This is a genomic window from Paraburkholderia sp. NMBU_R16 (assembly GCF_013282575.1).
Taxonomy (GTDB): Bacteria; Pseudomonadota; Gammaproteobacteria; order Burkholderiales; family Burkholderiaceae; genus Trinickia.
On record NZ_JAAAYE010000031.1, the window covers coordinates 51,047 to 76,482 of the forward strand.

The following is a 25,436-nucleotide window of genomic DNA, read 5'->3' on the forward strand; positions in this document are numbered from 1 at the left end:
GCGATTGTATGCCGATCTTTTACCCCGATCTCACACTCGATCGGCGCTGCCCGTGCTTGCGCCGGCCGATCGAATTCATCGTACGACACGAAGGACGCGGTGCGGGCCGGCTCAGCGGCCCACCTCCCTTCAGGAGGCCGATGCAGCGGCGGCAACCGATCGCGGATCCGGCGATTCGGCGAGCCGGCCCGCGCCGTGCGCTGCGGACGCCGGACCGACGAGCGGAGCGAGCGTCGGGCCGAGCGACTTGAGCAGTTGGACGGCCATCGCGCTCGTGTAGGAATAGCGTGCGGCATACGGCTCGTGAGCGAATGCGGTCAGCGTGCCGAAGAACCGGTTGTCGATGACGAAAACGAACGTGGCGGTCCGATTGACCTTGCGCGATTCGATGAGCCGCGCGCCGGGCGCATAGACCTCGAAGCGCTGATCGCCCGTGCCGGTCTTGCCATAGACGTCGAGCATGCGTCCGTCGGGCAACGGCAGGCCGGCCGCGAGCCGGGCGCCGGTGCCGCCTTGCACGACATCGCGCAGCAGCCCATGCACCACATTGACGATCTCGGGCGAGACTGTCGGGTCTTTCGCGGCCGGCACGTGCTCGAATTCGGTCTCGTAGGGCGTTCCCGCCGCGAACTTGAGCGAACCGATACTGTGTGCCGGCAGCATGCGTCCGTCGTTGGCCACGATGCCGATCAACTGTGCCAACGCATCGGGCCGGTCGCCCGACGCGCCGACGGCTGCCGCATAGGACGGCGTGACCGTTTCGAACGGATAGCCGAGCGCGCGCCAGGCCTTCGTAATGCGCGCATAGGCTTCCAACTCCACCATGTGCCGGATGCGGCGGTCCTGAGCGCCGCGATGACGCGTCTTGAAAAGCCATGCGTACGAAGTGAGCCGCACGTCCTGGCTCGCGCTGCGCAATTCGCGCTCGGACGCGTTGGGGTGGAGGCGCAGATAGCTGAGCATCCAGAGTTCGACCGGATGCACGTGCGCGATGTAGCCGCGATCGTTGAGGTTGAACTTGTCCGGACCGTACTTGGCATAGAGGCTTGCCAGGTCGTCGTCGGAGATGTGTGCGCTGACCGTGCCCTTGAGCGCGGCACGCATGCGCGCGTCGAACCAGGGCAGCGGCGCTTGCGGCGCGACGCTGCGCAGCGCCGTGGCCACCTTGGGCGGCGCCTTGCTACGCATGCCGGCAACGAGCGTATCGAGTGCCTCGTCGGGCGTCTTCCCTTGGTATTTGGTGTAGAAGCGATGCAGGTAGACGAGGCTCTCCTGATCGGCGAAACGCGTCAAGTAGGTCTGACGCAACTGCGGATCGTCGAGCCAGCGCTGCGATGGGCCGGCAGCTTCGACCATTTCGTAGCGGACGATATCGCGCATCAAGCGCACGAAGACGAGGTTGACCGAATGCCGGAACGCATCGTGGACGGTCAGGATGCGCCCGTTGTCCGACTTGTCGAAGTTCGTGAAGGCTTGCATGCCGCCGCCCGTCGCGAAAAGCTCGCCCGGGCTGGCCGAGTATTTGCGCTCCACGGCGGCTTGCAGCATCGATGGCAGCGAGCGATCGGTCGTGTGGGAGAGGTAATCGACGGCCCAGCGCGAGAGTGCGTCGGACGGATCGGGCTGAACGCGTTTGAGCTCGGCATTCGAAAGGGCACCATAGCGCTCGTGCAGCGCCGCGACGATCTGCAGGTAAGTGATGATCGTGCGCAGTTTCGCCGTCGAGCCGAGGTTCAACCGAGCGCCGTGGTTGATGTCGAACGGCTGGTTCACGCTGTCGGTCTGCACGCGCAGCAGGTTTTCGCCGCCGCGCCGCTCGAAAAGCGTGAAGCTGAACGCGATCTTCGACGGGTCGTCGCCCGGGCGCAGCATTTCGAAGCCGTACAGGCCGGCTGCCTTGGCACCGTCCACGGTACTCGCGCGCGCCAGCCGGTCGCTGACCTCGGCCTGTACGCTCTTGTCGAGCGTCGATTGGGCCGTCAGGTCGAGGCGGTTGAGATCGTACACATTCGATACGCCCAGCATCCCCATCAGTTGCGCACGTAAAAGCGTGACGGCCTTGCGCGCGACATAGGACGTGGCAGGCTGCAGCGGCGCGGCGCGGTGCAGCTCGAGCCGTTCCGCCAGCGCCGCATCGCGCAGCGAACTCGAGATGACGCCGTTGGCGGCCAGCACGCGCACGTAGCTGTCGGTCAGATGATCGAGCGCGACGGGATTGCGCACGAGAAAATACGAGGGCGCGCGCTGCGCAATCAACAGCGAGAGCGCCTGCTTGAATGCGAGTGCTTCGTCGGAAAGCGTCTGGCCCGTCGCTTCGTTGTTGCTGTTGCGTATGCTGGCTTGCGTGAGCAGGCGGTTGACCTCGTCGAAATCGCGGCCGTACCAGGCGGCCAGGCCATCGCCGAGTCCTTCGACTTCGCCGGTGCCCGGTTGTGCCGCGAGCGGCACCGTGTTGAGGTAGTGGACGACGATCGAGCGGCGCGCCGGCATCGTTTTTTCGCCGCCCATATAGGCGCGCACCGATGCCGATGCGATCTGACGCAGCTTCTCGGGCGGCGTGGCGGTGCGCCCGCCCGGCGAATGGCGAAACTTTTCGGTTTGCGTGGCAAGCGTGCTGCCGCCCGGCGTTGCCTGATGCCGGTTCACGAGACGCAGCGCCTGATCGCTCAACGCGCGCGAGAAACGGCCCCAATCGATGGCCGGATTGCGATAGGGCTGACTCGCATCGAGCAGGTAGCGATCCTCGATGAACGTGAGCGCGCTCACGATCAGCGGCGGGATCGATTCGAAGTTTCCGTAGACGAGCGCGGGATAGCGGGCGCTGAAGAGCGGCTCGCCTTGCGTGTCGAACAACTGCAGGCCGCCTTGATCTTTCTCGCGGTAAGGAAGAAAGAGGCCGCGGTCCGCAATCGACGTCATCGTCGACGAATCGCGGGCCTGCCGCGTGACCTGGTAGCCGCGCGAAACGAGACGCTTTTCGAAATCGGGCAGTTGGGCATAACCGAGCCGAACGTCGTAGGGGCCGCCGTGCGTAGGAAAGCGGATGCTGTTGCTGGGCCCCGGGCCGACGCCGAACGAGACATCGCGGTCGAACCGCGCGAGATAGCGCGCCTGAAGGCGCGAGGTTTGCATCTCGGCAGAGACAAAATACGCCAGTACCCCCAGCATCGCGGCTATAACGAGACCGAGGAGCCACTTTAACCGTGCGCCTACGGACATCGTGGCGATGGCGCGCAGCGGCATACGGGCGAGCGGGCGGTTCATTATTGACTCCTCAGGTGCCACGCAGACGTGTTTCAAACGCAGTCACGGGTACTAGTGTAATCATGCGTCAACGTCTGCGCACCAGGTGTGGCGTTGCGCACTGATTTCCACTCGAGGTGGCCGTGAGGCGCACCATTCGTCGGACCTGCGCCGGTATTACGGCACAACCCGAGCAAGGGTTGAGCCCGCATTTTTACCGGGTTGCGCATTCGTTGTCGGCTCGCAACGAAAACGTCGGAATCGCTCGCTGATCGGTTCGCGGGCGCGGGGGCCGCAGTCCATCCCGAGGACTCATTCAAATTTTCGAGAGAGGGAAGTGAAACCTTCCCGACGCCGACGCGAACCGGTTTCATCGCGGATTGACGGCGAACGCGCTGGTTTGCATCGGTTCAGACCGAACGGTCTGATCTCATCCATTGTGCGAACAGTGGAGTAGCATACGGCCCTCAGTTGGACGTGCTGTGTTTCGCGAGAGCGCGTGCCATCTGGGAAATCCATGCAACGCTGAATAAAAAAGCCTTTGGCGCGTACCTCGTTCGAGAGCCGCTCGTCGGTCCATGCCGTGAGCGGAGGGGGCGCGCCGGGATGGCGATATGCCGGCCGCCCGCGTGGCGCCCGCGCGATATCGCGCATGCCGTTGCGCGCTCGGCGCGCAATGACGAGGAGGCAACGATGACGAGCTGGGCCGAACAGTTGTTGAATGACCTCGACGATACGCATTCAGGTGACGAGGTCTTCCGCAAGATCGAAAACGCTGCGAAAACTCTGGGCTTCGAGTATTGCGCCTACGGGCTGCGTGCGCCGTGGCCGCTGTCGAAGCCGAAAACGCGTCTCGTCAACAACTATCCCGCGTGGTGGCAAAAGCGCTATGACGAGGCGCGTTACATCGAAATCGATCCGACCGTACTCCATGCCCGCCGGTCGGCGTTGCCTGTGATTTGGAGCGACGCGCTCTTCGCCACGGCGCCTCAGCTATGGCAGGAAGCGCGTGCAGCGGGTTTGCGCGTGGGGTGGGCCAAGGCCGCGTTCGATAGTTGCGGCGTGGGCGGCATGCTGACGCTCGCGCGCTCGGGCGAGCCGATCACCTCGGACGAACTCGCGGAAAAGGAAACGCGCATGCGCTGGCTCGTGAACGCGGCGCATTTCGCGCTCAAGCGCGTACTCATGCCGGCACTGATGGATGACCCTGAACGCGGTCTGACGGAGCGTGAGATCGAAGTGCTGAAGTGGGCGGCCGATGGCAAGACATCGGGCGAGATTTCGAAAATCCTCGTCATCTCGGTCGATACCGTCAACTTCCACGTCAAGAATGCGGTCACCAAACTCAAGAGCGCCAACAAGACCGCGGCCGTGGTGCGGGCCGCGATGCTTGGGTTGCTTCACTGAAGCGCGGAACCGTTCGAGCGAGATGGCCGCTACGGGAAATTCATCGGAGTGGGACACGATTGTGCGCCGCGGGCGGCGCGTCGTGCTATGCGACGGCGCGAGCGCGCAGCGTCTTTGCTTCGCCCGCGAATGCGATGCGGCCTTGCTCGAGCAGATACGCATATCTGGCCGCCCGCAGCACTTTATGGCCATTGTCGCGTTTTTCCGCCATCAGCACGCTGATACCCTGGCGGTTCAACTGCTCGACGAGTTCGAGAATATCGTCGACGATTTCGGGCGGCAGTCCCGCGATCGGTTCGTCGATCAGCAGCAGTGTCGGGCGCAACATCAGCGCGCGGGCAATGCCGAGCAGTTGCTGCTCGCCGCTCGAAAGAGAACTCGCGCGGTGCGTCTCGAGCGCCTTGAGGCGAGGAAAGCGCGCAAACAGCTGCGTGGCGTCGGCTTCCACGCGCGGGCGGTCCGGCTCGCGCCAGACCCCGGCCAGCAGGTTGTCGCGCACCGACAGATTGCGGCAGAGCAGCCGGTTGTGCGGGACATAGGCAATGCCGCGCGCGACGATTTCATGGGCCCGCTTGCGCCGGATCTCCTCGCCCGCGAAGCGGATCGAACCGCTCTTGCCGCGCAGCAAGCCGGCGACCGTCATCAGCAGCGTGGTCTTGCCGGCGCCGGCCGGTCCGAGCACGCAGGCGGTGGTGCCGGGCGCGACGCTCAACGAGACGTCGTCGAGCACGTCGAGCTTGCCGTGGCCGGCGGTCAGTGCTTCGATATGCAGCAGCGGCGGGCAGGTCAATCGTTCTCTCCAGGTGAGCGAGCGGCGTCCGAGAATGGACAGCGTGCGTCGTGCGACGCCGACGATTTGACCTGCGGCGCCCCGCCGGGGCAACTACCAGAAATTGGGGCATGTATTCGCACGCGCCGATACTTGAATTTCACGCATGAACAGTCTGCCAACAGCGCACCGCCGCGCTTATGAAATATCGGCGATCGATGTGCCGGCCGCGAGCCGGGCCGGGGTGGAGCTGCGGCTCGTCGCGATCGATCTGTCGGCGCCGCTGGACGCACCGCAATTGTCGGTGCTCGACGACGGCGAGCGTTCGCGCGCAGCCCGATTCCTGCGCCGGGAGGATGCGATGCGCCATGCCGCCGCCCGTGCCGCATTGCGCCAGACCGTCGCGGCAAAACTAGGGTTGCCCGCGCGCGATCTGCGCTTTTTGCGCGACGATGCCGGCCGGCCGCGGCTTGCCGGCATCTTCGACGGATGGAGGACGGACGGCCTGCTCGATTTCAACGTGTCGCATTCCGGTGCCTATGCGCTGATCGCGCTGTCGAGCATGCGGCGCGTGGGCGTCGATATCGAGGCACGACGCGAACGGTTCGATTGGCGCACCGTGGCGAAAAGCGTCCTGGCTCCGCGCGAAATCGCGCATCTCGAATCGTTGGCCGAGAATTTGCAGCACGACGCGTTTTACGACGCCTGGACCGCCAAAGAGGCGCTCGTGAAAGCACTCGGCACCGGGATTTCGCTGGCGGGCGGCATCGCCGGGTTCGAGGTACTCGGCGGCGAACGCGGGACCGGCCACGCCCCACGTGTGCATCCCGTCGATCCGCAGATGTCCGACGACAGCGGCGTGGCCGACTACGAGGCGTTGTGGTGCCCCGCGCCCGCCGGCTACGCGGCGTGCGTGGCGTGGTCGCGCGCGGCGCGAGTGCCCGCGCACGGGTGAGCGGCGCGCATTGCGTCAGCCGTTACCGTTGCCCGATTCATCGGAGCCCGGTTCTTTGCGCACCGCGTCGGCAAATCGTGCGAGCGCGGCAAGGGACCCGCTGACGCTCACATACTCTTGCTGACCGATTCTTGCGTCGAGCATCACGGCCATGCCGGACTCTCGAGCCAATTCGATGAGGTCCATCTGTCCCTGTCCTTTCGTCGCTTGTGTTTTGGTCATGGCTTCCATCAAGTTGCGCTCGTCTGCTGGAGTGGGTTTGCCGAATCAGCGCATCGGCGAGCGTCTCGTACGATCGATCGAGGTTCGGTCGGTCGCGCGCTTCTGCCGGAGGTGAAGCACAGCCCGTTCCCGTCGCGAGAACGAGTGCGCTCGCGGCAAAACGGGCTCCGCCAAGGTGCGCGATGCCCCGAAGCGGCGCATGCGGTAGGGCGCGATGCGCGTCGCCACGGCATATCGAGGGCCCAGCGGCAACCGCATGACAGCGGCGTCGGCCGATCGCCTCCATGGAGGGGGTATCGCTAGCTGTATAGACAAGCTCGGCGCGACGCGAGCGTGCATGAATTACGCGGTGCCGAGCCGGCCCTATTTACGAGATCAGCATAGTTCTGCCGAGGAGCGGCGAGTGCAGGCCATCTCGGCGCGGTCCGGCCGATGTTTCACCATCCTGGGAATCCCTGACCGCCGGCATGTAAAAACGGGTTGTATATACAAGACCGGAAGGCTAGACTGCCACCTCATCGACAGACGAGACAGGATTTCCTCACCATGATGCTTACGCCCGGCCAACTGAACCTCGCCCAGCTTCGCCGCATCGCCCGCGAGCCGGTCACGCTGAGGCTCGATCCGGTCAGCCATGCCGCCATCGATAGAGGGGCGAAGGCTGTTGCCGACATTGCGGCGGAAGGTGCACCCGCCTATGGCATCAATACCGGCTTCGGTCGTCTCGCCAGCACGCACATTCCTCACGACCAGCTCGAACTGTTGCAGCGCAATCTCGTGTTGTCGCATGCGGTCGGGGTCGGCGAACCGATGTCGGCGCCCGTCGTGCGCCTGCTGATCGCGCTGAAGCTCTCGAGCCTGGGGCGCGGACACTCGGGCATCCGCCGCGAAGTCATGGATGCGCTCGTCGCGCTCTTCAATGCCGATGTACTGCCGGTCATTCCGATCAAGGGCTCGGTGGGCGCTTCGGGCGATCTGGCGCCGCTCGCGCATCTATCGGCCGTTCTGCTCGGCATCGGTGAAGTGCATGTACGCGGCGAGCGCATGAGCGCGGCCGCCGGTCTCGCGATGGCCGGGCTCGCGCCGCTCACGCTGCAAGCGAAAGAAGGGCTCGCGTTGCTCAACGGCACGCAAGCGTCCACGGCGCTGGCGCTCTACAACCTCTTCGCCATCGAGGATCTCTTTCGCACGGCACTCGTGTCGGGCGCGCTGTCGGTCGACGCGGCAGCCGGCTCCGTCAAGCCGTTCGATGCACGGATTCATGCGCTGCGCGGTCACCGCGGGCAGATCGATGCGGCGGCCGCTTATCGCGCGTTGCTCGACGGCTCCGGCATCAATCTCTCGCATCGCGATTGCGGCAAGGTGCAAGACCCTTACAGCCTGCGCTGCCAGCCGCAGGTCATGGGCGCGTGTCTCGATCAGATGCGACATGCGGCCGATGTGCTGCTCATCGAAGCGAACGCCGTTTCCGATAACCCGCTCGTGTTCCCCGATACGCGCGAAGTCCTCTCGGGCGGCAATTTCCACGCCGAACCGGTCGCATTCGCCGCGGACAACCTGGCGCTCGCGGCCGCTGAAATCGGCGCGCTCGCCGAGCGCCGCATCGCGCTGCTCATCGACGCGACGCTGTCGGGCCTCCCACCGTTTCTCGTCAAGGATGGCGGTGTGAACTCGGGTTTCATGATCGCGCATGTGACCGCGGCCGCATTGGCGTCGGAGAACAAGACGCTCGCGCATCCGGCGTCGGTCGATTCGCTGCCGACATCGGCGAATCAGGAGGATCACGTATCGATGGCCACGTTCGCGGCTCGCAAGCTCGGCGATATCGCCGAAAACACCGCGAACATCCTTGCCATCGAACTGCTCGCGGCAGCCCAGGGCGTGGATCTTCGCGCGCCGAATCGCACGAGCGCCGCGCTCGAGCGCGTCATGGGCATCGTGCGTTCGGCTGTTCCGCATTACGAACTCGATCGCTACTTCGCCCCCGATATCGCGGCCATCGCGAAGATCGTGCGCGACGGCGCGATTGCCGCGGCGAGCCCGTTGGCATTCGCGTCCGAAGCGTCTGCGGCCTGAGGCAGGGCGGCAATGCGCGACATCGAGACGGCCCGCCAATGAACGCACCGGCTTATCAAGGCATCAAGGATTTCATCCTTGCCCGCATCCATGCGGGCGAATGGGGCGAGGGCGACCAGGTGCCCTCCGAGAACGAGCTCGCGCGCGAGTTCAAGGTGGCCCGCATGACGGTCAACCGCGCGTTGCGCGAGCTGACAGCCGAGCAGGTGCTCACCCGTGTGCAAGGCGCCGGGACATTCGTTGCGCGGCCCAAATACGAATCGACGCTCGTGGCGATACGCAGCATCTCGGACGAAATCGCAGCGCGCGGTCACCGGCATCGAGCGAGCGTACTTTCGCTCGGCGCGACCGTGGCCGATGCGGCACTGGCTGAAGAGATGCAGTTGAACTCGGGCAGTCCGATCTTCCATTCGCGCGTCCTGCATTTCGAGAACGACGAGCCGGTGCAATTCGAAGAGCGCTGGGTCAACCCGGCCGCAGCGCCGGAATACGCGCTGCAGGACTTCACGCAAATCACCCCGAACCAGTATCTCGTGCGCGTCGCGCCGCTGTCGCGCGTCGAGTACCGCATCGAAGCCGCGCTGCCCGAGCCGGACACGTGTGCGCAGCTGACGATGGCCGACGGCGAGCCGTGTCTCGTGTTGCACCGGCGCACCTGGACGCGTGCACTCGTCGCGTCGATCGCGAATTTGTGGCATCCGGGCAGCCGCTACCGCTTCACCGGACATTTTTGAAAACGCATCGAACCGAAAGGCAAAGAGGCCCCCATGAACGACCCGAAATCCGTCGATCCGCGCTACGACGCCTCGCGTACGGTGCGTGCGCCGCGCGGACCGATGAAATCCTGCAAGAGCTGGCTCACTGAAGCCGCGTATCGGATGATCCAGAACAACCTCGATCCTGAAGTCGCCGAGCATCCGCATGCGCTCGTCGTCTACGGCGGGATCGGACGTGCGGCGCGCGACTGGGCATGCTTCGACCGTATCCTCGCCACGCTCGAGACACTGAACGACGACGAAACCCTGCTGATCCAATCGGGCAAGCCCGTCGGCGTGTTCCGCACGCATGCCGATGCGCCGCGCGTGCTGCTCGCGAACTCGAATCTCGTGCCGCACTGGGCCACCTGGGACCACTTTCACGAGCTCGATCGAAAGGGGCTCATGATGTACGGGCAGATGACAGCCGGGAGTTGGATCTATATCGGCAGCCAGGGGATCGTGCAGGGCACTTACGAGACCTTTTACGCCGTTGCCAATCAGCATTTCAACGGCCAGGCGCAGGGGCGCTGGATCTTGACCGGCGGCCTCGGTGGAATGGGCGGCGCGCAACCGCTGGCCGCGACGATGGCCGGCTTTTCGATGATCGCCGTCGAATGCGACGAGACACGCATCGATATGCGTCTGAAGACGCGCTACCTCGATCGCAAGGCGACGACGCTCGACGAGGCGCTGGCGACGATCGAGGCGGCCAAGGCGAGCGGCAAGCCGGTTTCGGTCGGTCTGCTGGGCAATGCGGCCGATGTCTTCATCGAATGCGTCGCGCGCGGCATCACGCCCGATTGCGTAACCGATCAGACGAGCGCGCACGATCCCATCAACGGCTACCTGCCGCAAGGCTGGACGCTGGAAGCATGGCGCGAGCGTCGCAAGGTGGATCCTCAGAGCATCGTCGTGCCCGCAAAGCAATCGATGGCGAAGCATGTTCAGGCGATGTTGACGCTGCAATCGCGGGGCGCGGCGACGCTCGATTACGGCAACAACATTCGTCAGATGGCTAAGGAAATGGGCGTCGAGAACGCGTTCGACTTCCCGGGTTTCGTGCCGGCCTACATCCGGCCGCTCTTTTGCGAAGGCAAGGGCCCGTTTCGCTGGGTCGCGCTCTCGGGCGACCCCGAAGACATCTACAAGACGGACGCCAAGGTGAAGGAGCTGATTCCCGACGATGCGCACCTGCACAATTGGCTCGACATGGCGCGCGAGCGCATCGCGTTCCAGGGGTTGCCGGCGCGTATCTGCTGGGCCGGCGTGAAAGACCGCTACCGGCTCGGCCTGGCGTTCAATGAAATGGTGGCGCGCGGGGAACTCAAGGCGCCGATCGTCATCGGCCGCGATCATCTCGACACGGGTTCCGTTGCCAGCCCGAACCGCGAGACCGAAGCGATGAAAGACGGATCCGACGCGGTGAGCGACTGGCCCCTGTTGAATGCGCTTCTCAATACCGCGGGCGGGGCCACTTGGGTTTCGCTGCATCATGGCGGTGGGGTGGGCATGGGTTTTAGCCAGCATGCGGGTGTCGTCATTGTTTGCGACGGTACGCAGGCGGCGGCACGGCGCATCGAACGCGTTCTGTTCAACGATCCGGCCACGGGTGTGATGCGTCACGCCGATGCGGGCTATGCGCTGGCCGAGCGCACCGCGCGCGAAGCCGGCTTGAATCTGCCGATGCTCGGACAATGACGATCGAACGATGAACGATCTGGTCTGGCAGAACCTGCATCTATGCCCGCACGGCGACCCGGACGAAACGATCGCCGATGCCGCGCTGGCGGTGCGCGACGGCAAGCTCGCGTGGGTCGGCGCGCGCGACGCGCTTCCGCGCGAATTCGATGACTGGCCGCGCGAAGACATCGGCGGCGCCTGGGTGACACCGAGCCTTGTCGATTGCCACACGCATCTCGTCTATGCCGGGCATCGCGCAGACGAATTCGCGTTGCGCCTGGCCGGCGCCAGCTACGAGGAGATCGCCCGTCGCGGCGGCGGTATCGCCTCGACGGTGCGTGCCACGCGCCTGGCGGACGAAGCGGCGCTCGTCGCGGCAGCGGAGCAACGACTGACGGCCTTGATCGAAGACGGCGTGGGCGCCGTCGAGATCAAGTCCGGCTATGGTCTCGATCTGGCCAGCGAGCGAAAAATGCTGCGCGTCGCGCGCGAGCTTGGACGGCGCTGTCCGGTCTCGGTCTATACGACGTTTCTTGGCGCGCACGCATTACCTGCGGAATTCGCGGGCCGCGCCGATGCCTATATCGACGAAGTCTGCGAGCGGATGCTGCCCGCGCTCGCGGATGAAGGCCTCGTCGATGCGGTGGACGTCTTTTGCGAACGCATCGGCTTCACGCTCGCGCAAAGCGAGCGCGTGCTCGAGGCGGCGGCGCGCAGGGGCTTGCCAGTCAAAATGCACGCGGAGCAGTTGAGCGCGATGGGCGGCGCGGCGCTCGCCGCACGCCACCGGGCGCTGTCGGCCGATCATCTCGAGCATCTCGACGAAGCCGGCGTGGTGGCGATGAAAGCGGCGGGCACGGTGGCCGTGCTGCTGCCGGGGGCCTATTACTTCATTCGCGAGACGCAGTTGCCGCCGATCGAGTTGCTGCGCCGCTACGAAGTGCCGATCGCCCTTGCCACCGACAGTAATCCGGGCACGTCGCCCGCGACATCGCTCGTCGCGATGCTGAACTTCGGATGCACGCTGTTCCGGCTTACCGTCAGTGAGGCGTTGCAAGGCGTGACACGGCATGCGGCGCGCGCGCTCGGTCAAGACGTGCGGCATGGCGCGCTCGAAGCCGGACGCGCGGCCGACTTCGTCGCATGGTCGGTCGATACGCTGGCCGAACTCGCCTACTGGATCGGTCGTCCGCTCGCCGCTCGCGTCGTGCGCAACGGCATCACGGTGTATCGCCGGCCGCGGCCGGCCGCGGCAAGGAGTACGACGTGACGCAGGCCACGCAACATCCGCGCGCTCACTCGCTCTTTGCGCAATACGCCTATTTGCCCGACGGATGGCAGCGCGACGTGCTATTGCGATGGGACGAGCATGGCACGCTCACGAGCGTGGAGGCCGGCGCGCGCGCACAAGTGGATACGCCGCGCGCGGCGGGTCCGATCATGCCGGGCATGCCGAATCTGCATTCCCACGCATTTCAGCGCGCGATGGCGGGCCTCGCGGAATATCGCGGCGAGGGGCGCGATACGTTCTGGAGTTGGCGCGATTCGATGTACCGCTTCGCCGCGCGCATGACGCCGGAGACGCTCGAAGCCGTTGCCGCCTGGCTCTACGTGGAGATGTTGAAAGCGGGTTACACGTCCGTCTGTGAATTCCACTACCTGCATCATGCGCCCGATGGCAGCCGCTATGCCCGTCCGTCCGAGCTTGCCGAGCGGGTGCTGTGTGCCGCGGCGGGCGTTGGGATCGGGATCACGATGCTGCCCGTGCTTTACGAATCGAGCGGATTCGGAGGGCGTGCTCCGCGTGCCGATCAACGGCGATTCATCAGCGATCCGGACGCGTTGCTCAGCATGTTCGACAGCTTGCGAAGCGCGCATCCCGAAGATGGCACGCGCACATACGGTGTCGCACCGCACTCGTTGCGCGCGGTATCGGAGCCATCGTTGCTCGCCTTGACGAAAGGCATTCGCGCCCGTATGCCGAATGCGCCGATTCACATCCACATCGCGGAGCAAACGGGTGAAGTCGACGAATGTGTCGTGGCGACCGGGGCGCGGCCCGTGGCCTGGTTGCTCGATCACGCCGATGTCGACGCGCGCTGGTGCCTCGTGCATGCGACGCATCTCGACGACGCCGAGACGGTCGCGCTCGCGCGCAGCAAGGCGGTGGTGGGGCTGTGCCCGACGACGGAAGCGAACCTTGGCGATGGCGTGTTCCCGGCGCGACGCTACCTCGATGCGCAGGGACGGTTTGGCGTCGGCTCGGACAGCCAGATCGCGGTGGACTGGCGCGCCGAGTTGCGTCTGCTCGAGTATGGGCAGCGCCTTGCGCGGCGCGAGCGGAACGTGCTTGCGGCCATCGAGGGCAAGCAACTGGGCGAGCAACTCGTGGACGCGGCGCTGGCGGGTGGAGCGCAGGCGACGGGTCGCCCGACGGGCGCATTGCGGGCGGGAAGTCGTGCCGACTGGCTCGTGCTCGATCCGGACCATCCGAGCGTCGATGCACGTCCCACCGCTTCGTGGCTTTCGGCTATCGTCTTTTGTGAACAAGGCGAGACGCCGATCCGCGATGTCCATGTAGCCGGCCGCTGCGTCGTGCGCGAGCGGCGGCATATCGACGAGGCGCGTGTCTATGCGGCGTATCGTATGGCGGTAGCGCAATTGATGCGGTGATCCGCGGGTTGCGCGACTACGCGAATGGAAGCACTAGCAGAGGCAGGAGCTCAATATGACAACCCCACCCGAACCGCCAGTGTTGACGTTGCACGAGGGGACGCTACCGCTCCTCGTATCGATGCCGCATGTCGGCACGGCGATTCCGGCTGCCGTAGCGGCCGGAATGACCGATGTCGCTCGCCACGTCGACGATTGCGACTGGCATCTCGAACGGCTGTATGCGTTCGCGCGGGCGTTGGGGGCATCGGTGATCGTGCCTTGCTATGCCCGTTATGTGATCGACCTGAACCGTCCGCCTGATGACGCAAGCCTCTACCCGGGGCAGGATACGACGGGTCTGGTACCGATCGATACGTTCGACAAGGCGCCGCTCTACCATCCCGGGGGCGAGCCGAATGCCAACGAGATCGAGCGTCGGCGCGCGCAATACTGGCAGCCCTACCACGATGCGCTCGAGGGCGAACTTGCTCGGCTGAAGTCCTTGCACGGCTCGGTGCTGTTGTGGGATGCGCATTCGATCCGTTCGCGCGTGCCGCGCTTTTTCGAAGGGCGGTTGCCCGATTTCAACTTCGGTACAGCCGGCGGCGCGAGCGCGGTCCACGGGCTCGCCGAGGCGCTCACGCTGCATGTGACTCGGCACGGCAGCGGCTATACCGCCGTGGCCAACGGGCGCTTCAAGGGCGGATATATCACCCGCCGCTACGGTGCGCCCGATAACGGCGTCCATGCGGTGCAGCTCGAACTTTCGCAAATCACCTACATGCGCGAGGCGCGGCCTTACCCCTATGACGAGGCGCTCGCGGCGCGCGTCCAGCCGCTCGTCGAATCGCTCGTGCACGAGGCGCTGGACTGTGTGCGCGCGGCAAGCTGAACGCCCCGTCCGCACCGTTGAAGGCCTGACTGCTTCGTGCCGTCAGCGGCGTCGGCGCATCAGCTGTCGCAGCGACAGGGCATGCAGCAGGATCGAGCTCGGCACCACGAACGCAGGCGTCAACACGTCTGGATAAACGCCGACACCGATGCTCGGCACGTTTGGCACGATCAGTTGGAGCGGGCCAGGGGAAGTAATCATTCCCATGGTGATGGCGATCGCGAAGTCCGCGAGGCCGATGATGTTCCAGGCGATTGCGGCTTTTCGACCCTCGGCGGTGCCAGCCGCCAGGGCCATTGCCGCCGGCAAGGCGAGTACGCCGGTCAAGACGTCGCCGATTCCCGCGGGCAAGGCGAACGCGCCGGGCATTCCGCCGCGCAGCCATGCTGCGAGCGCAAAGCTGCCGAATACACGGTAAAACTGAAGTGCGACGAGCCACGTCTCAGGCATCGCGTCGAGTACCTTTCCGATGCGCTTTGACGACAGCAACAGCGGCACGCCGATCAGCACGGGCAGGAATATCGCCAACGGCAGCCACGGTACGGGGGAAGCGGGATTCGTATGAAACCCGCCGTCGATCGCCGCGCTCCAGGCAACCGCGAACCAAAGCGTGTCGGGGATCATGACGGCCAGCCACGTCGCGCGACGCTGTGCTGGCGTCAGCTCGGTATGTTCGAGGCCGAGCCACAAGCCGAGTGCGATGAACGCATGGGCCGTCAGTTGATGGGCGGTGGTCGGAACGCCGCTCGTGGGGACGATCGGCAGCCGGTAGATCAGCGCGATCCAAAGAGCGGTCAGCGGGATGGTCCAAAGCAGGCTGCGCCAGGGCGAACGCGTCGGCGCGATGGCGGCCGAAAGCGGAGCGGAGGTCATCGGAAGTTCTCCAAGCGAAGGGAGTTCAGATGTACCATCGCCTTCCGCGAGCGACTATCCATCGCAATGTTGACGTACTGTGAAGCAGCACTTCACAGTTTCCGCGCGCCCCGGATGCGATCGCCCGTGCGGTCGGCGTCGATCGACAAGCGTCCATTGTCAGTTGACGATTCGGTCGTTCCCCGATAATGTGCGGCCCATGGCCGATTCCGACTTCATCCACCCAGGCGCGATAGTGCGCCAGACCTGTCTCGAACGCTTCAACCTCAGCGTGACCGAGGGCGCCGCCGTGCTCGGAGTGAGCCGCCAGGCGCTGACGAATCTGCTGAGCGGCAAGTCGGGCATCTCGCCCGAAATGGCGCTGCGGCTCGACAAAGCGTTCGGCGGCGGGGCCGAAACGTGGCTGCAGCGGCAACTCGTGCACGACCTCGCAAAGGCGCGCGAGCGGCTCGACGAGCTCAACGTCGTCTCGATGGCACGGCAGCGGCAGCGTTCGTTGTTCTGAGTGCGTTCTTCGTCGAACCCCAAGGCCCCTTTACCGCTATCTCCATAGACGACTTCGCGCAATTCAGCGACCGACGCGCGTTGCGCCGAACTCTCCTTCGAGTTGCCAGGTTTCGCCGTCGGGGGCGAGGGCCTCGCCGATCCAATGAAAGCGTTCGGGCGTGATTTCGGTAAACCGCCAGCGCGTCGCCTGACCATCGGGCCGCGCGCCGGTTTGTACGATATCGCGGCCGACACGGCGGCCGATTTGCGTCTCGCGATGAGGTCCGGCCGGATTCGCCCACGTGATCCGCCAGGCCCGCAGCTGCGGATCCCAACAGCGCAGCGTCATGCCGTACATATTCATGCCGGTTTCGCGCGGCTCGCGCGAGCCTCTCGGGGGCATGATCCAGACATCGCCGATCGCGCGGCCCTCGAGCACGCGCGCAAAGTGAGCCTCGGCCATGAGTCCCCGACCGCGCACATCGACACCGCGATAATGCAGGACTTCGAGCGACCAACTGCCGATCAGCCAGCCGTAGATATCGTCTGCGTCGTCGATATCGGCGGCGCGTTCCGGCGCTGTCAGCGCACCTGGGAATTCATGTTGCAAGCTCGTTTCGATAGTATTCATAGATGATCTCCGTGCAACGGACGGTTCGTCGGTTCATCGGTTCGCGCATCGACCGGCGGCAGGCCGCGGCGCGTGCGATGTTCTATAACGATCCTATGGCGATGTAAGGGGCGAATCTTGGCAAATATTGCGGCCGGACTCGACGCGGCGCTGGCATGGCGGCGCGAGACCGGTGCTCGCGCGCGCACGACGCCACGCACGCTCGTCGCGGGCGAGGGTTGGCAGGTGGCCGATGTGCTCTGCACGCATGGCCCGAACGACGTTCCGTTCGAGGAGCGGCACGCGCGCACGCTCGTCGCGCTCGTCGTCGCGGGTGCGTTCGAGTATCGGACGCCGTCGGGGCGGGCATTGATGACGCCGGGCGCGGTGATGCTCGGCAATGACGGCGAGTGCTTCGAGTGCGGTCACCGTCACCGCGAAGGCGATCGCTGCATTGCGTTTCGTTTTACATCGGCATACTTCGAGCGAATTGCGGCGGACGTGGGCGTAACGCCGCGATGCGCGCGTTTCGGCGCCGCGCGCATCGCGCCCTCGCGCGCGTTTGCTCCGTTTGTCGCGACTGCTTGCGCGGGCGTATCGATGCGAAGCGCAAGCGGGTGGGACGCACTCGCCACAGCGCTTGCCGCGCATGCGCTACGGCACACCGCGGGCCTTTCGCCGCGCGATATGCGCGGTGCCTCCAGCGCGGCGATCGAACGGGTGATGCAGATTCTTCAGTTGATCGACGCAGCGCCCGAGAGCGACCTCGGCCTCGATCGCCTTGCCGAGCATGCCGGACTGAGTCCTTATCACTTCCTGCGTACGTTCGAGCAGGCCACGGGCACGACGCCGCATCAATACATCGTGCGTGCGCGCTTGCGGCTCGCGGCTCAGCGTCTCGCCGATGCGCCGGGCAAAATCATCGACATCGCGCTCGATTGCGGGTTCGAGGACGTTTCGAACTTCAACCGTGCTTTCCGGGCCGAATTCGGCGAAAGCCCGCGTGCGTACCGCGCGCGGCTCACCGGCTGACGGGGCGTGATGGCTCTCTGGCGTACCCGGTGCCGCGCAGGCGGTTTCGTTCTTGCAATGCATGCGGTCGCCCTGACCGCCGCTGTGTCGTGCGCGAGCGCGATGGCTCAGGCGTCGCAAGATGCGCCGTCGACGATCGAATCGGACGTGCATCGCTTCGTAGTGCAACGGGACGGGACCGTGGAGGAGTACGACGACACGACGTTGCGCGCGAACACGTCGAGCGGGGTCGATGCGATCGCACAGCATTACGTGTGGTTCGACAAGGACACTGAAAAGCTCGCGATCGTGACGGCCGAGTCGATCGATCCGGGCGGGGGGCGGCATCCGGTTGGGCCGGAGGCGATTCGCGACGTGCAGGAGCCGCGTGCGTCAGGTGCGCCGACCTTCGAGGACGGCGTCTTGCGGACGATCATTTTCCCGGGCATGGAGCCGGGCTGGCGCATCCACGTCGTCTTTCGCAAGGTTCGTAGCAAACCGATCGAGCCTGGTGCGTTCAGCTATTTCGTCGAGCCGACGCGCGAGCCCGTCGAGTCCCAACAGCTTATCTTCGATTTGCCCTCGGACATGCCGCTTCACGCCGATGCGCGCGGATATGTCGGCGAGCCGCCCGTGACCGACGGTGCGCGCACGCGCTACACCTTCGATTACCGGCATGGGCCCTATGCGGCGACGGAGCCCGGTGCGGTCGGCTATGCCCAGGACGGCGACCGGTTGATGGTCACGACCGATGCGGACTTCGCCGCGTTCGCCGAGCGATACCGGGCGGGCGCCGAGGACGCAAGCGCCGCGGATCCGGCTATCGCCGCGCTGGCGCACGCGTTGACGGACGCGCAGCCCGATCCGGCTTCGAAAGCTCGTGCCATCTACGACTGGATGCGCGCGAACATACGTTATGTGGCGCTTTTCGTGGGTGCAACAGCGGCGCGGCCGCATCGAGTGATCGATGTCCTGCGCAACCGCTATGGCGATTGCAAGGATCACGTCGCGCTTTTCGGCGCGCTGCTCGCCGCGGCCGGTATTCGGAGTGAGCCGGCACTGATCGGTCTCGGTCCCGTCTACACGCTGCCGTCGGTGCCCGGTTACGGCGCGAGCGCGATCAACCATGTAATCGTCTGGATGCCGGAGCTCCAGACGTTTGCCGATACGACCGCGGGTGGCATCGCGTTCGGGTATCTGCCGCCCGGCGTCATGGACCGGCCCGCGCTGCTGGTGGACGAAGCGCGCCTGGTGCGCACGCCTGCCGTCGAGCCGCGCGAGCGCGCATCGCGCGTGCAGATCGACATCGATGCGAGCGGCGCCGCCCGTTACGCCTATCGCGTCGAGGACAGCGGCTGGACAGCGGAACTCGAACGGAACGTATTTCGCCGCGCGACGCACGAGCGCGTGCAGCAAATCGCGTACGAACGTCTGCATAACGCCGGTTTGCGCGGGAGCGCGACGATCGTTGCCGACGATGTCGCGGCCACGAGCGGACCGTTCGCGGTCTCGATGACGGGCGCGCTCGAGCATGTGATCTGGCCGGACGGGATGACGGGCATGCCGGCGGTCTCGAGTCTATCCGGCGGGATCGCGACGCAGGTCCAGCAATGGCTGGCGGCCGGTGTGCGCACCCAGGCGTTCGTCTGCATCGGCGGGGGCTTCGACGAGGCGGGCCAGATCGCATTGCCCTCCGGCATGCGCGCGGTGTTCGTGCCGAACGATATGGAATTGAGCGCGGGTGGGCTGCACTATCGCTCGCACTACGTGTTCGATCCGGCGACGCATATCGTGCAAATCACGCGCCGGCTGCAGGCGCGCTTCGGCAAACAAGTCTGCACTCCTGACGAATTCGCGGCGATGCGCCCAGCGCTCGAACGCATGGAACGCGACGCGCTGGCGCAAGTCATCGTCGCGCCGCGCGTCGAAGAACCCTCGCGTTCGAGGTGATACGATGCCGCGTCACGAATCCGATTCGCCCGGGCGGCGTTGCGCCGAAAGCGGGCTCCCGATCGGCCCATTTTCCGGAGTGCACAGTGTCTTCGACCGCTATGCTGAGCTTGCCCACGTATTCCGACGTCGTTGCCGCTGCCGGGCGTATCGCCGGCAAGCGCGTGGGCGTCATCGTGAGCGGCGGCAACGTCGATCTGGCGCGTTATGGCGCATGGCTGGCGGGCTGACACGGCACGATCGTCGTCAAGAGCTGTCGTCAGCGCGAAGAAGTCTCCAGCGCCGGCGTCGCGCTGCCTGTGCTGGCGCGCACGTGTGAGATCGTCGTGGGCGCGCTCGCCGACAAACGCATCATATGGCGCAGCGCCATCATCGCGCCGATCGATTCGAGCACGGCCGCGGGCACCCACATGATGAGGCCGCCGAGGCTTTGATCGAGCACGGGCGGAATCGAAGTGAACGCGCGTCCGCACAGCGTGAAGATCGGATAGAGGTCTTGCGACGAAAAAGTGACGATCGCGCCGACGAGAATCTGCGGCGTCATGGTGATCACGGGAGACAGCACGCGCAAGCCGGGCCGCGTGCGGCTCGGTGGCGCGCGGCGGTGATCGAGCAGCATCCACCAATAGGCGAGGCCGCTGATGGCCACGGACCAGTTCATGAGCGTATAGAGGCGCCAGTCGAGCATCGCGACGAATTGGACCGACGGGACGAGCCAGAAAACGACCGAAACGACGAACGCAAGCGAAATGACCGTGGGGTTGAGCAAGGTCGCTGCGGCCAGACGTGCCGACGTGCTGCGCTGCCAGCGCCGTAGCGCGGGCCGCCATGCAAATGGCAGCCCCGCGCGTAGGACACTGCCCGGATACGAGGCCATCAGCACGAGCGGCGCGAGATGATGCAGCACCAGGTGCTGCAGCCGATGCACGAAGAACTGGTGCTCGGCGTAGTAATCGAGCCGCGTGTGGAGTGCGAGATAAAACAGCACGAGGCCGGTCCAGAACGCGGCTTGACGCGCGATCGTCACAGGGGCGCGCCGCGCGCCGCGCGCATAGAGCACGGCTGTGACGAGCACAACGGCGACAAACGCGGGAGAGGGCTCCCAGGGGTCGAGCAGGCTGATGACGGACATGGCGATGAGTGATACGGCAGTCGTACGCTTCGCGGTACGGCGCGCTGCATATTAACAGCATCGGCGGCGCGGGCCGCAATCGGCGCGAACAGGCCCTCCTCGGTAAAATGAGAAACATCATTTGCGCTCAGGCGCACGACGGGAGCCGCTTCATGCTCAGAGTCCTGGAACCGGGCGATTACTTCGGCAAGACGCGATCGCGCTACAAGGCAAACGGATTGGCCGTTGCCGAAACCGACTTCGTCTCCGATCTCGTCATTCCGCGCCATGAGCACGCTCGACGGTCGCGGCACACGCGCGTGGCCCGGCAGCCAAGGCGGCGAGGCGCCGATGTCGTTGACATTCTTTCCGGCGGCGATGCCGCACGAGAACTGCTGGTACGGCCCGGGCGGGCACGTCGTTCACCTCGAGTTCGACCGTTGCTGGGCCGAACGACTACGCGGCTGCGCCCAGGTATTGGAGCGGGCGGCCGATTTTGCGGCCGGTGCGCCGGTGGCGCTGATGCGCAGGCTCGTGTATGAATGCGGGATGCCCGATTCGGCGACGCCGCTTGCCGTCGAGGGCCTCGCACTCGAAATACTCGCTGCCTGCGAACGCGCCGCGACCGACTCGAGACCGACGGGCTTACGCGGGCGGCGACGCTGGCTCGATCGCGCCGAAGCGATGCTGCGCGAATGTTGCTGCGAGCCGCTTTCGCTCGAAGCGATCGCCGCCGAATGCAATGTGTCGGCCGACTATTTCTGTCGCGAATTCCGCGCACGCTTCGGCTGTACAGTCAGCGAGTATGTCCGTGAGCTGAGGCTCGCTTTCGCGTGCCGGCAACGTTGACCCGGCAAAGCGTCTGGTTGTACCAGGGGTGCGTATTCGCTGCCACGAGCGCGGGAATAGTGTGTCCCACCGTCCGCGCGCACCGGGCAAGACCGTCATCCTGATGGTCGAGGGCGCCGACATCGTCCCGACCGGCGACGCTTGAGCGGACGCGCTTCATCGGTCCAGGAAGACCCCCTCGTTCGCCATGGCGCGCTGCACGGCCGGACGTGTCGAGACACGCTGCACGACCCCGGTCCAAGCCGGATAGCGCTCGCGCATCGGCAGCCCGATCCGGTTGCCCCAGCGATAAAGAACGAGCAAAAACGGATCGACGATCGAATAACCGTGAGCGACGGCCCACGGTCGCCCATCGGCGAGCTCCGCTTCGATGCAAACGCAGGATCGTTCGATGGTGCGTCTGCCGGCTGCGCTGATCGTTTCGCACAACGAAGCATCGGAGACGAACCGCAGTGGGCGCCAGAGCTCGCCGTAACCGACGCCGTGCACCCAGCCGGCAAGCCACGCGAGCCATTCGTGACAGCGTGCCTCGTCGAGCGCGTTCTCGTTCGGCAATAGGTTCGCCTCGGGGTGCCGTCGCGCGAGAAACGTGAGAATGGCGGGCAGTTCGGTCAGCACGCGTGTTTCGCCCGCAATGGCGAGCGCGGGCACGCGCGCTTTCGGGTTGACGGCCAGGTAGTCGGGCTGCGTGGTCTCGCCTCGCGCAACCGAGACTTCCTGGCGCTCGAACGGTATGCCGATTTCTTCGAGCGCGATATGAACGGCCAACGAGCAGGCACCGGGCGAATAGTAGAGTCGATAGTTCATTTGGCTTTCGTCGCAAAGATTCAGGTGAATTCGCAACGACGAGTCTAGCCAGCGCAGCCGCGACCGGCAAAGCAGGAATACTGCGCTCGAGCCATTAGCGTCTCTAATGGCCCCCCGGGAGTCGCCCGATCGGTGTGCCGCGCGCGCTCACAAATTCCACGACGCGCGGATGCGCTCGCGTACGTCGCCCAACCGCGAAGCCGGCTCGTTGGAAAATACGAAGCGCAGATAGCGTTCGGCGCCGGGGCCCCAGTTCGTCATGGGTGTAGCGGCGATCTTGCCGTGTGCGAGCAATCGTTGCGACGCCTCGCCCGGCTCGATGCCGAGCGCATCGGTATCGATCAGTAGCGACCAGCCACCGTGCGGCCGCACGACCGGCAGGTCGGCCAGTTGCGCGACGAGGACGTCCCGGCGTTTTTCCCATTCGGTTACGGCTGCCGCCACGCCGTCGTCGGCTGCCGTCAGCGCGGCGGCCGCCCCCGGCATGGCAATGCCGACCTGACAGACGACGTTCGAGAGGCTCGCGAGCCGAACATCGCGCATGATCGTGGCAGCGCCGACGATCCAGCCGATGCGCCAGCCGATCATCCGGTACTCCTTCGAGACCGCGCCGACCGTAATCGTGCGCTCGCGCATGTCGGGCAAACCGGCCGGATGAAGCACGGCGCGGCCGTCGAAGAGAATCCGCTCCATGGCGGCGTCATAGACGAGCCATGCGCCGGCGCGACGGCAATGTTCGGCAATCGCCTGCCATTCGTCCGCCGTGGCGACATAGCCGCTCGGCATCGATGGCGACATCATCAGAAACGCCTTCGTGCGGGGTCCCACGGCCGCGGCCAAGCTGTCGAGATCGAGCCGCCAGCCGTCGGCGCCGGCTACGAGCCGCGCGAATTTCGGCACACCGCCCGCAAGATGGACGCGATTGATGAGCCCGGCGTAGGTCGGTGTCGTCAGCACGACTTCGTCGCCGGGTTCCAGGATCGAGAGCAGCACGTTGAAGATACCGGCCAGGCCGCCGGCCGAAACGATACACTCCGTCGCGGCGTCGTAGCGGTGCCCCGCGGCCCGTCCGACGCGCTCGGCGGCGGCTTGCCGCAAAGTGGGCAGCCCGAGAAACGGCAGGTAGCTGTTGGCCGCGTCGTCGTCGACGGCTTCGCGCGTGAACTTCAAGGCTGCCGCGGGCGGGCGGAGATCGGTGTCGAGATTTTCGAGCCGTAGAATGTCCGCGTCGTGCATCGAGTCCGCCGCGTCGCCGACCCGGTCGACACCGATGCCGGGGATATTTCGCAGTCTGGATACTGTCATATCGACCTCCGAATGAGTTTTAATATATTAAAATGAAAAAGTCGGCCGGTGCAAAAGTTTCTTCGGTGGCGCTTGCCGACCGTATTCGCGAACGCATTGCGAGCGGCGAGTTGCCGCCCGGCACGCAGTTGCGGCAGGACCGCCTCGCGGCCGAATTCGGAACGAGCCACATTCCCGTGCGCGAGGCGTTTGCGCAGCTACAAGCGAGCGGGTTCGTCACGCTGGTGCCGAATCGCGGTGCGTTCGTTTCGGCGATGAGCGCATCGGAAGCCGAGGAGCTTCAGGAAATGCGCGTGGCGTTGGAGCTCATCGCACTCGACGCTGCGATCGATGCGTTCGGCCCGGAAGATGCCCGGGCCGCGCGCGAGATTCTCGAACGCGATCGCAAGGCGCGCGACGTCGAGGCGTGGTCGAAGGACAACTGGGCATTTCACCGCGCGATCTACGCCGCGGGCGGTAAGCCGCATCTGCTCGAGACGCTCGAAGTACTCTGGCGCAAGGCCGACCGCTATTTGCGGCTGGTCTGGCAGCTCGAGCCGTACCAGGAGACCTCGTGTGCGGAGCACGCGGCGATCCTCGAGGCCGTGATGGCGCGCGATCGCCGTAAGGCGAAAGGTCTGACGAAGGCGCATATCACGGCCGCGGGCGCGGTGATGAAAGCGGCGTTGCGTGCGAAAAACCGCGAAGCGGGTGCATGATGCGCGAAACACCCACGCCACCGCCTGCCGTACGATGACCGGTTCACGTCTTCCCCCCATGCAGACGTTGCGCGCGTTCGAAGCCGCCGTCCGGCTCGGCAGCTTCACGCGCGCAGCGGACGAACTCGCGCTGACGCAAGGTGCGATCAGCCAGCACGTGCGCGCGCTCGAACTGCGCCTGGGCACCGCGCTTTTCGTGCGTGAGCGTTTTGGCGCAGTGGCGACGCCGGAGGCTCACGCGCTCGCGCTGCAGGTGCGTCAGGGACTCGAGGTACTGCAGCGCGCATTCGAGCGCGTACCGCCGCGCCAGCGTACCCGCGAAGCGCGCAAGCCTGAACCGACGAAGCTGACGGTGAGCGTGCTGCCGCCGTTCGCCGCGCGATGGCTCGCGCCGCGTCTTCCCGCATTTTTGCGCCGTCACCCCGATATCTCGCTGCAACTGCGCCCCGAGGCGGCGCTCGCGCGTTTCGACCGGCACGATGGCGTGGATGTCGCGTTGCGCTACGGGCCGGGTGGGTGGCCTGGCCTCGAGGCCGAGCGGCTGATGGGCGAGGAGATATTCGCGGTCGCGAGCCCCGCTTATCGAGGAGGGCGGCTGCCTCGGCGGTTCGCCGATCTCGCGCGCTGCACGTTGCTGCGCCATGCCTCCCAGCCGTGGGAGCCGTGGTTCCAGGCCGTCGGTCTCGATCTGACCGAGCCGCGCGGCGGGCCGCTTTTCACGGACGCCGGTGCGCTCATCGACGCCGCCGCGGACGGGCTCGGCATTGCGCTCGCGCGCGCGACGCTCGTCGAAGCCGAGCTTGCGAAGGGTGCCCTTGTCCGGCTCTGGCGGCGCAGTATCAAGGACATCTACGCGCACTTCATCGTCTGGCGCTCCGACAGCGCGAAACGCGATGCCATCGATGCGTTGCGCCGCTGGCTGCACGAAGAGGCCGCCGGGGCGGCGCGCTAGCAGCTTGCTGAAATACCACTCGCCTGGTCATCGGACGAGGTGGCCGAAGCGTTGATAAGAAAGCCCTGTCTGCCTCCTGAAGATCATGCGCGGTAGCGACACATTCACCGAGAAGTTGTTCACGTTC

The 25,436-nt window shown here is 65.5% G+C and carries 23 protein-coding genes; 15 read left to right on the top strand and 8 right to left on the bottom strand.

Going from position 1 to position 25,436, the window contains the following annotated elements:
• Nucleotides 1–129: 129 nt before the first annotated feature.
• Nucleotides 130–3,264 carry a transglycosylase domain-containing protein gene (locus GWC77_RS16970; RefSeq protein ID WP_173258805.1) on the bottom strand — a complete coding sequence of 1,045 codons (3,135 nt, stop codon included), beginning with the start codon at nucleotides 3,262–3,264 and terminating at the stop codon, nucleotides 130–132.
• A 672-nt stretch (nucleotides 3,265–3,936) separates the two neighbouring features.
• Here GWC77_RS16970 and GWC77_RS16975 point away from each other — a divergent pair.
• The gene (locus GWC77_RS16975) at nucleotides 3,937–4,650 is read left to right on the top strand and encodes an autoinducer binding domain-containing protein (RefSeq protein WP_173258807.1); all 714 of its coding nucleotides are present in this window, start codon (nucleotides 3,937–3,939) and stop codon (nucleotides 4,648–4,650) included.
• An 85-nt stretch (nucleotides 4,651–4,735) separates the two neighbouring features.
• On the opposite strand, the gene GWC77_RS16980 is transcribed toward GWC77_RS16975, so the two are convergent.
• Nucleotides 4,736–5,440 (bottom strand): ABC transporter ATP-binding protein, encoded by a 705-nt coding sequence (locus GWC77_RS16980; RefSeq protein WP_173258809.1) that lies wholly within the window; start codon nucleotides 5,438–5,440, stop codon nucleotides 4,736–4,738.
• A gap of 145 nt (nucleotides 5,441–5,585) precedes the next feature.
• Here GWC77_RS16980 and GWC77_RS16985 point away from each other — a divergent pair, with 145 nt between their 5' ends.
• On the top strand, nucleotides 5,586–6,374 hold the full coding sequence (locus GWC77_RS16985; RefSeq protein WP_173258811.1) for a 4'-phosphopantetheinyl transferase superfamily protein: 789 nt from the start codon (nucleotides 5,586–5,588) through the stop codon (nucleotides 6,372–6,374).
• A 15-nt stretch (nucleotides 6,375–6,389) separates the two neighbouring features.
• Here the strand turns inward: GWC77_RS16985 and GWC77_RS16990 are convergent, their stop codons facing one another.
• A complete protein-coding gene (locus tag GWC77_RS16990; RefSeq protein WP_173258723.1) occupies nucleotides 6,390–6,596 on the bottom strand; it encodes a hypothetical protein in 207 nt (68 codons plus the stop codon).
• A gap of 546 nt (nucleotides 6,597–7,142) precedes the next feature.
• Between GWC77_RS16990 and hutH the strand changes: the two genes are divergently transcribed.
• From hutH to hutG, 6 genes are read left to right on the top strand one after another with little or no spacing between them, the layout of a single operon-like run.
• Entirely contained in the window at nucleotides 7,143–8,672 is a 1,530-nt protein-coding gene (gene hutH, locus GWC77_RS16995; protein WP_173258813.1) for a histidine ammonia-lyase, read from the top strand.
• 38 nt (nucleotides 8,673–8,710) lie between these two features.
• Nucleotides 8,711–9,406, top strand: a complete 696-nt coding sequence (gene hutC / locus GWC77_RS17000; RefSeq protein WP_173258814.1) for a histidine utilization repressor — start codon at nucleotides 8,711–8,713, stop codon at nucleotides 9,404–9,406.
• A gap of 33 nt (nucleotides 9,407–9,439) precedes the next feature.
• Nucleotides 9,440–11,128 carry a urocanate hydratase gene (gene hutU / locus GWC77_RS17005; RefSeq protein ID WP_173258816.1) on the top strand — a complete coding sequence of 563 codons (1,689 nt, stop codon included), beginning with the start codon at nucleotides 9,440–9,442 and terminating at the stop codon, nucleotides 11,126–11,128.
• A gap of 10 nt (nucleotides 11,129–11,138) precedes the next feature.
• Nucleotides 11,139–12,380: an imidazolonepropionase gene (hutI, locus tag GWC77_RS17010; RefSeq protein ID WP_173258818.1), complete on the top strand. Its 1,242-nt coding sequence runs from the start codon at nucleotides 11,139–11,141 to the stop codon at nucleotides 12,378–12,380.
• Nucleotides 12,377–13,783 (top strand): formimidoylglutamate deiminase, encoded by a 1,407-nt coding sequence (locus tag GWC77_RS17015; RefSeq protein WP_173258725.1) that lies wholly within the window; start codon nucleotides 12,377–12,379, stop codon nucleotides 13,781–13,783. The genes hutI and GWC77_RS17015 overlap by 4 nt, the downstream gene beginning before the upstream one ends.
• Before the next feature lie 55 nt (nucleotides 13,784–13,838).
• Nucleotides 13,839–14,657 carry an N-formylglutamate deformylase gene (gene hutG / locus GWC77_RS17020; RefSeq protein ID WP_173258820.1) on the top strand — a complete coding sequence of 273 codons (819 nt, stop codon included), beginning with the start codon at nucleotides 13,839–13,841 and terminating at the stop codon, nucleotides 14,655–14,657.
• A 42-nt stretch (nucleotides 14,658–14,699) separates the two neighbouring features.
• On the opposite strand, the gene GWC77_RS17025 is transcribed toward hutG, so the two are convergent.
• Entirely contained in the window at nucleotides 14,700–15,530 is an 831-nt protein-coding gene (locus tag GWC77_RS17025; protein ID WP_173258822.1) for an MFS transporter, read from the bottom strand.
• 199 nt (nucleotides 15,531–15,729) lie between these two features.
• On the opposite strand from GWC77_RS17025, the gene GWC77_RS17030 reads away from it, so the two are divergent.
• Complete coding sequence (locus tag GWC77_RS17030; RefSeq protein ID WP_173258823.1) at nucleotides 15,730–16,035, top strand: HigA family addiction module antitoxin; 306 nt, start codon at nucleotides 15,730–15,732, stop codon at nucleotides 16,033–16,035.
• A 63-nt stretch (nucleotides 16,036–16,098) separates the two neighbouring features.
• On the opposite strand, the gene GWC77_RS17035 is transcribed toward GWC77_RS17030, so the two are convergent.
• Nucleotides 16,099–16,647 (bottom strand): hypothetical protein, encoded by a 549-nt coding sequence (locus GWC77_RS17035; RefSeq protein ID WP_173258825.1) that lies wholly within the window; start codon nucleotides 16,645–16,647, stop codon nucleotides 16,099–16,101.
• 117 nt (nucleotides 16,648–16,764) lie between these two features.
• On the opposite strand from GWC77_RS17035, the gene GWC77_RS17040 reads away from it, so the two are divergent.
• The 3 genes from GWC77_RS17040 (at nucleotide 16,765) to GWC77_RS17050 (ending at nucleotide 19,817) form a co-directional block, all read left to right on the top strand.
• Nucleotides 16,765–17,658, top strand: a complete 894-nt coding sequence (locus GWC77_RS17040; protein ID WP_173258827.1) for an AraC family transcriptional regulator — start codon at nucleotides 16,765–16,767, stop codon at nucleotides 17,656–17,658.
• 102 nt (nucleotides 17,659–17,760) lie between these two features.
• On the top strand, nucleotides 17,761–19,587 hold the full coding sequence (locus GWC77_RS17045) for a DUF3857 and transglutaminase domain-containing protein (protein WP_254367012.1): 1,827 nt from the start codon (nucleotides 17,761–17,763) through the stop codon (nucleotides 19,585–19,587).
• An 86-nt stretch (nucleotides 19,588–19,673) separates the two neighbouring features.
• Nucleotides 19,674–19,817, top strand: coding sequence for a hypothetical protein (locus GWC77_RS17050; RefSeq protein WP_173258726.1), 144 nt, complete (start codon nucleotides 19,674–19,676; stop codon nucleotides 19,815–19,817).
• A gap of 29 nt (nucleotides 19,818–19,846) precedes the next feature.
• Here the strand turns inward: GWC77_RS17050 and GWC77_RS17055 are convergent, their stop codons facing one another.
• On the bottom strand, nucleotides 19,847–20,719 hold the full coding sequence (locus tag GWC77_RS17055) for a cytochrome c oxidase assembly protein (protein WP_173258830.1): 873 nt from the start codon (nucleotides 20,717–20,719) through the stop codon (nucleotides 19,847–19,849).
• Between the two features lie 267 nt (nucleotides 20,720–20,986).
• On the opposite strand from GWC77_RS17055, the gene GWC77_RS17060 reads away from it, so the two are divergent.
• On the top strand, nucleotides 20,987–21,547 hold the full coding sequence (locus GWC77_RS17060) for an AraC family transcriptional regulator (RefSeq protein ID WP_173258832.1): 561 nt from the start codon (nucleotides 20,987–20,989) through the stop codon (nucleotides 21,545–21,547).
• 156 nt (nucleotides 21,548–21,703) lie between these two features.
• Here GWC77_RS17060 and GWC77_RS17065 read toward each other — a convergent pair whose 3' ends face one another.
• Together GWC77_RS17065 and GWC77_RS17070 are read right to left on the bottom strand one after the other, a co-directional pair.
• Nucleotides 21,704–22,354 carry a glutathione S-transferase family protein gene (locus GWC77_RS17065; RefSeq protein WP_173258834.1) on the bottom strand — a complete coding sequence of 217 codons (651 nt, stop codon included), beginning with the start codon at nucleotides 22,352–22,354 and terminating at the stop codon, nucleotides 21,704–21,706.
• Between the two features lie 147 nt (nucleotides 22,355–22,501).
• Nucleotides 22,502–23,659 (bottom strand): pyridoxal phosphate-dependent aminotransferase, encoded by a 1,158-nt coding sequence (locus GWC77_RS17070; RefSeq protein WP_173258835.1) that lies wholly within the window; start codon nucleotides 23,657–23,659, stop codon nucleotides 22,502–22,504.
• Nucleotides 23,660–23,691: 32 nt separating this feature from the next.
• Between GWC77_RS17070 and GWC77_RS17075 the strand changes: the two genes are divergently transcribed.
• Nucleotides 23,692–24,357 carry a GntR family transcriptional regulator gene (locus tag GWC77_RS17075; RefSeq protein WP_173258837.1) on the top strand — a complete coding sequence of 222 codons (666 nt, stop codon included), beginning with the start codon at nucleotides 23,692–23,694 and terminating at the stop codon, nucleotides 24,355–24,357.
• A gap of 58 nt (nucleotides 24,358–24,415) precedes the next feature.
• Nucleotides 24,416–25,309: a LysR substrate-binding domain-containing protein gene (locus GWC77_RS17080; protein ID WP_173258839.1), complete on the top strand. Its 894-nt coding sequence runs from the start codon at nucleotides 24,416–24,418 to the stop codon at nucleotides 25,307–25,309.
• The last annotated feature ends 127 nt before the right edge of the window (nucleotides 25,310–25,436 follow it).

Coding starts and splice junctions, on each gene's coding strand:
- GWC77_RS16970 (WP_173258805.1), bottom strand. CDS start 3,264: ATGAACCGCCCGCTCGCCCGTATGCCGCTGCGCGCCATCGCCACGATG.
- GWC77_RS16975 (WP_173258807.1), top strand. CDS start 3,937: ATGACGAGCTGGGCCGAACAGTTGTTGAATGACCTCGACGATACGCAT.
- GWC77_RS16985 (WP_173258811.1), top strand. CDS start 5,586: ATGAACAGTCTGCCAACAGCGCACCGCCGCGCTTATGAAATATCGGCG.
- GWC77_RS16990 (WP_173258723.1), bottom strand. CDS start 6,596: ATGACCAAAACACAAGCGACGAAAGGACAGGGACAGATGGACCTCATC.
- hutH (WP_173258813.1), top strand. CDS start 7,143: ATGATGCTTACGCCCGGCCAACTGAACCTCGCCCAGCTTCGCCGCATC.
- hutC (WP_173258814.1), top strand. CDS start 8,711: ATGAACGCACCGGCTTATCAAGGCATCAAGGATTTCATCCTTGCCCGC.
- hutU (WP_173258816.1), top strand. CDS start 9,440: ATGAACGACCCGAAATCCGTCGATCCGCGCTACGACGCCTCGCGTACG.
- hutI (WP_173258818.1), top strand. CDS start 11,139: ATGAACGATCTGGTCTGGCAGAACCTGCATCTATGCCCGCACGGCGAC.
- hutG (WP_173258820.1), top strand. CDS start 13,839: ATGACAACCCCACCCGAACCGCCAGTGTTGACGTTGCACGAGGGGACG.
- GWC77_RS17025 (WP_173258822.1), bottom strand. CDS start 15,530: ATGACCTCCGCTCCGCTTTCGGCCGCCATCGCGCCGACGCGTTCGCCC.
- GWC77_RS17030 (WP_173258823.1), top strand. CDS start 15,730: ATGGCCGATTCCGACTTCATCCACCCAGGCGCGATAGTGCGCCAGACC.
- GWC77_RS17035 (WP_173258825.1), bottom strand. CDS start 16,647: ATGAATACTATCGAAACGAGCTTGCAACATGAATTCCCAGGTGCGCTG.
- GWC77_RS17045 (WP_254367012.1), top strand. CDS start 17,761: ATGGCTCAGGCGTCGCAAGATGCGCCGTCGACGATCGAATCGGACGTG.
- GWC77_RS17055 (WP_173258830.1), bottom strand. CDS start 20,719: ATGTCCGTCATCAGCCTGCTCGACCCCTGGGAGCCCTCTCCCGCGTTT.
- GWC77_RS17060 (WP_173258832.1), top strand. CDS start 20,987: ATGAGCACGCTCGACGGTCGCGGCACACGCGCGTGGCCCGGCAGCCAA.
- GWC77_RS17065 (WP_173258834.1), bottom strand. CDS start 22,354: ATGAACTATCGACTCTACTATTCGCCCGGTGCCTGCTCGTTGGCCGTT.
- GWC77_RS17070 (WP_173258835.1), bottom strand. CDS start 23,659: ATGACAGTATCCAGACTGCGAAATATCCCCGGCATCGGTGTCGACCGG.
- GWC77_RS17075 (WP_173258837.1), top strand. CDS start 23,692: ATGAAAAAGTCGGCCGGTGCAAAAGTTTCTTCGGTGGCGCTTGCCGAC.
- GWC77_RS17080 (WP_173258839.1), top strand. CDS start 24,416: ATGCAGACGTTGCGCGCGTTCGAAGCCGCCGTCCGGCTCGGCAGCTTC.